A 4,167-nucleotide genomic window follows, 5' to 3' on the forward strand; every position below is an offset into this window, starting at 1 on the left:
CGATGGCATTGAGGATGGCCGATCCAAATTCGATCCAGGCGCGATGCCTGGCCCGCGCCAGCGGATCGGCCGGGTGCAAGGGATTGGCCTCGGTCTCCTCGAGGAATTCGAGGATGACGGCGGATTCGAAGATCACTTCCTCCGCATCGCCGTGCCGGACGCGCAGCAACGGTACCTTGCCGAGCGGCGAGACGGCTTTGAACCATTCCGGTTTGTTGGAAAGGTCGACATAGGTCCGTTCGAACGCCACGCCTTTTTCGGCGAGCGAGATCGCGGCGCGCTGGACGTAGGGGCAGAGGTGATGGCTGACGAGGGTGAGGCTGGCGGTCATCTCACTCTCCCCAGACATAGTTCAGCGCGCCGTCTTCGACGCGGGTCGACAGGAACATCAGGCGGGAACCCTTCGGCGCCGGTCCTTCGAGACGCTCGCCATTGTCCATGTCGAATTTCGCGCCATGCCATTGGCAGACAAAAGCGCCGTCCTTGCAGTCCAGCGGTCCGCCGAAATGCAGGCAGACATTGGCCGCCGCGCGGATGCGGTCGCCGCTGCGCCAGACATGGACCTCGCGGCCAAAGAAGGGCGCGACCAGGCTGCCGGTTTGCGGGATATCGGCGATCTTGCAGATTTCATGTTTCATCGGAGAACTCCTTGTCGATGCAATTGCATCTATATGAATGCATTTGCATCGATCGTCAAGCTTGATGCAATTGCATCTACCTAATAGAATGTGCCGATGACGAGAAAATCCCCATCACCCGAGGCTGTCGTCGCCTGGGCGCGCCTCGTGCGCGTCTCGCGCCAGCTGGTCGAGAGGACCGAGAACGCGCTGAAGGCAAACGGCCTGCCGCCGCTCGCCTGGTATGACGTGCTGCACGAGCTTGCCGAAGCAGGCGAGGGCGGGCTCAGGCCGTTCGAGCTGATCGGCCGCGTTCTCCTGGCGCAGTACGGCGTCTCAAGGCTGCTCGCCCGCCTGGAGGCGGATGGCCTGGTGGAAAAGCTGCCTGTCTCGGATGACGGACGCGGGCAGACCGTCCGCATCACGACAAGCGGCCGGGAAATGCGCCGCCGCATCTGGACCGTCTACGGCGCTTCGATCGCGGAACTGATGGGCGACAGGCTTTCGGCCGAGGAACTGAAGACATTGGCCAGCCTGCTCGGACAGCTGCGCGACCCGCCGGCCAGCGACTAGCTTGTGAGCCTTTGGCCGCTCCGCCGGGTCATTTCTCGCGCCATGGCCCTTGCGTCGGAAACCGGAATCCGCAATAAGCCGAACCGTAACGTACGGTACGCCTCTGGGTGACCGGAGAAACGGGAAAGATTGTGCTGCAGGCAGGCGCCGACATCGACACAAGCGAAATGCTGACGGAGCGGCAGCAGGCCGTTCTGGACGCGGCGCTTCGCCTGCTGGTGGAGGAGGGCGACAACCTCACCATGACCGCGGTGGCGCGGCGGGCCAGTTGTTCCAAGGAAACGCTCTACAAATGGTTCGGCGACCGCGACGGGCTGCTGACGGCGACGGTGCAGTGGCAGGCCTCCAAGGTGCGTGTGACACCGGTCGATCGCAAGGGTCTCGACCTCGCGTCGCTGACAGCAAGCCTCGAACGCTTCGCTTTTGACTGGCTCAAGGTGATCTCCAGCGATACGTCGATCGCGCTCAACCGCGTGGCGGTCGGCCATGCCGGCTCCGGGAAGGATGACCTCGGCGCCATCGTGCTGCAGAATGGCCGCTTCGCGCTTGCCAGACGGCTGAAGCCGGTGCTCGAAGCCGGCCGGCAGGCCCGACTGCTCGATTTCGAGGACGCCGAGACGGCGTTCCGGACTTTTTTCGGCCTGGTCGGTCGCGACGTGCAGATCCGTCTGCTGCTCGGCGATCGGGTGGAATTGACTGAGGCGACGATCGGCGGCGATGCCCGCCGCGCGACGCAACAGTTTCTCGCTCTCTTCGGAGCAAACAACCGGCTGCAAAGCCTCTGATCTTCAAAAGGGAAGGAACACCAAATGCGTGTCTATTACGATCGTGACGCCGATCTCAATCTCATCAAGGGCAAGAAGGTTGCTATCATCGGCTATGGCAGCCAGGGCCGGGCGCATGCGCTCAACCTCAAGGATTCCGGCGTCAAGGAGATCGCCATCGGTCTCAAGGCCGGCTCGGCGACCGCCAAGAAGGTCGAGGCCGACGGCCTCAAGGTCATGAGCGTGGCGGACGCCGCCAAATGGGCCGACCTGATGATGATGGCGACGCCCGATGAATTGCAGGCCGACATCTACAAGAACGAGATTGCGCCGAACATCCGTGACGGCGCCGCGATCGCCTTCGCGCACGGCCTCAACGTGCATTTCGGCCTGATCGAGCCGAAGGCCTCGGTCGACGTCGTCATGATCGCGCCGAAGGGCCCGGGCCACACGGTGCGCGGCGAATACCAGAAGGGCGGCGGCGTGCCGTGCCTGGTCGCCGTCAACCAGGACGCTTCGGGTAACGCGCTCGACCTCGCGCTCTCCTATGCCTGCGGCGTCGGCGGCGGCCGCTCCGGCATCATCGAGACGAACTTCCGCGAGGAATGCGAGACCGATCTGTTCGGCGAGCAGGTTGTGCTGTGCGGCGGCCTGGTCGAGCTGATCCGTGCCGGCTTCGAGACGCTGGTGGAAGCCGGCTACGCGCCGGAGATGGCCTATTTCGAATGCCTGCACGAGGTGAAGCTGATCGTCGACCTGATCTATGAAGGCGGCATCGCCAACATGAACTACTCGATCTCGAACACCGCCGAATGGGGCGAATACGTCTCGGGTCCGCGCATCATCACCGCCGAGACCAAGGCGGAGATGAAGCGCATCCTGAAGGACATCCAGACCGGCAAGTTCACCTCGGAATGGATGCAGGAATACCGGGCCGGCCTGTCGCGCTTCAAGGGTATCCGCCGCATGAACGACGGCCACCAGATCGAAGAGGTCGGCGCCAAGCTGCGCGCGATGATGCCGTGGATCGCCAAGAACAAGCTGGTCGACAAGGCCAAGAACTAATTTTCGACTTCGTTATGCATCTGACGGGCCGGCGGAGCGATCCGCCGGTCTTTTTTCCTCGCCGGTAAGGCCAATCGCTGCAGTTCAGCCGTAGTGCCAATGCGGCTTGGGCTCGGTGCCGGTGAACTCCACGCCGATGCGGTCCTCGCGGCGCCAACGCACCACCGCCTTGTAGCCGATGCCGTCGATCGGCACGTAGAGCAGGAATTCGTCCGGCACGCGCGCGTCGATCGGCACTTTCAGCTCCGCGCCGTTCGAATGCATGTTGCGCACCGTGCATCGCACTTCGGAATTGTTGATGCCGGTCAGGATCGCCGCGCCCTTCAGCACGCGTTGCCTGTGTTGGTTTCTGTGTTCGTCTTCGGCCATGGCGAGCACGTCTCGCACTCCGTTCGCGCGAATCGTCATATTGGGCGACATCGGCATGGATGAATAGCCGCGGCCGATGAATTTAGGGTTATCGGCCGGTGGCGAGCACAGGTCGCCGCAAAAGAGAAACGGCGCCCGCGAAGGCGCCGTTTCTCTGTCCGTGCTGGCGGGCCGCTCAGCTATAGGGCGACCAGCATTGCTTGCGAGGACCGTAGTTGGGCTGGAAAGTATTGTCCCAGGCGCGATACGACCGGTAGCGGTCATAACACCAGCGGACATGCGCGCTGGACAGCCGCTCGGTCCGGTAGATGCGCCGTGGCTGGACGTAGTGCGGATAGGGATCGTAATAGTACGGGTCATAGTAGTTGCCGTAGGCCATGCTGCCCAGGCCAAGGCCGAGGCCCAGCCCCAGGATCGCCGCGTCGCCGCCTCGGAAGTGCCGGCGGTGGTGATGCCGCCAGCGCCAGTCGCCGCCGCCGTCCCAGTGGCGCGAGAAGCGACGGTCGCCGCCACGCCATCTGAAGTCGCCGCCGCGGTGACGCCAACGCCAATCCTGGAAGCTGCCGCCGTTGTTGTTGCCGGCCCAGCCGTCGCGCACGGGAATGATGTTCGGCGCGGCGGTATTCGTCGCAACGCCGAGATCGGGCTGCAGGATCGGTCCCGCGACCGACGGCGCGGTCACGCCGGTAACGAGGCCCAGGACCAGAAGCCCTGATCTCAGGGAAGAAAAAAGCGGTTTCATTTCACTCTCCAAGGAGTAAAGGCCCCACGCCCAGAGC

At 63.6% G+C, this 4,167-nt stretch carries 7 protein-coding genes; 3 read left to right on the forward strand and 4 right to left on the reverse strand.

Features of this window, described 5'->3' with window-relative positions:
• Both EOD07_RS24880 and EOD07_RS24885 read right to left on the reverse strand, forming a co-directional pair.
• The coding region (locus EOD07_RS24880) for a glutathione S-transferase family protein (RefSeq protein WP_245470457.1) at window positions 1–331 on the reverse strand (331 nt) is incomplete at its 3' end.
• A 1-nt stretch (window position 332) separates the two neighbouring features.
• Complete coding sequence (locus EOD07_RS24885) at window positions 333–638, reverse strand: Rieske (2Fe-2S) protein (protein WP_041011922.1); 306 nt, start codon at window positions 636–638, stop codon at window positions 333–335.
• 96 nt (window positions 639–734) lie between these two features.
• Here EOD07_RS24885 and EOD07_RS24890 point away from each other — a divergent pair, with 96 nt between their 5' ends.
• The 3 genes from EOD07_RS24890 to ilvC all read left to right on the forward strand — a co-directional run bounded on the left by EOD07_RS24890 (window position 735) and on the right by ilvC (window position 3,019).
• The gene (locus EOD07_RS24890) at window positions 735–1,190 is read left to right on the forward strand and encodes a MarR family winged helix-turn-helix transcriptional regulator (protein ID WP_127237313.1); all 456 of its coding nucleotides are present in this window, start codon (window positions 735–737) and stop codon (window positions 1,188–1,190) included.
• A gap of 131 nt (window positions 1,191–1,321) precedes the next feature.
• Window positions 1,322–1,975, forward strand: a complete 654-nt coding sequence (locus EOD07_RS24895) for a TetR/AcrR family transcriptional regulator (protein WP_127237314.1) — start codon at window positions 1,322–1,324, stop codon at window positions 1,973–1,975.
• Window positions 1,976–1,999: 24 nt separating this feature from the next.
• Window positions 2,000–3,019: a ketol-acid reductoisomerase gene (gene ilvC / locus EOD07_RS24900; protein WP_040982094.1), complete on the forward strand. Its 1,020-nt coding sequence runs from the start codon at window positions 2,000–2,002 to the stop codon at window positions 3,017–3,019.
• Between the two features lie 84 nt (window positions 3,020–3,103).
• On the opposite strand, the gene EOD07_RS24905 is transcribed toward ilvC, so the two are convergent.
• Both EOD07_RS24905 and EOD07_RS24910 read right to left on the reverse strand, forming a co-directional pair.
• Window positions 3,104–3,388 carry a PilZ domain-containing protein gene (locus EOD07_RS24905; RefSeq protein WP_127237315.1) on the reverse strand — a complete coding sequence of 95 codons (285 nt, stop codon included), beginning with the start codon at window positions 3,386–3,388 and terminating at the stop codon, window positions 3,104–3,106.
• A gap of 175 nt (window positions 3,389–3,563) precedes the next feature.
• Window positions 3,564–4,130, reverse strand: coding sequence for a BA14K family protein (locus tag EOD07_RS24910; protein ID WP_127237316.1), 567 nt, complete (start codon window positions 4,128–4,130; stop codon window positions 3,564–3,566).
• Window positions 4,131–4,167 lie beyond the last annotated feature (37 nt).

The sequence above is a fragment of the Mesorhizobium sp. M2C.T.Ca.TU.002.02.1.1 genome, assembly GCF_003997225.1.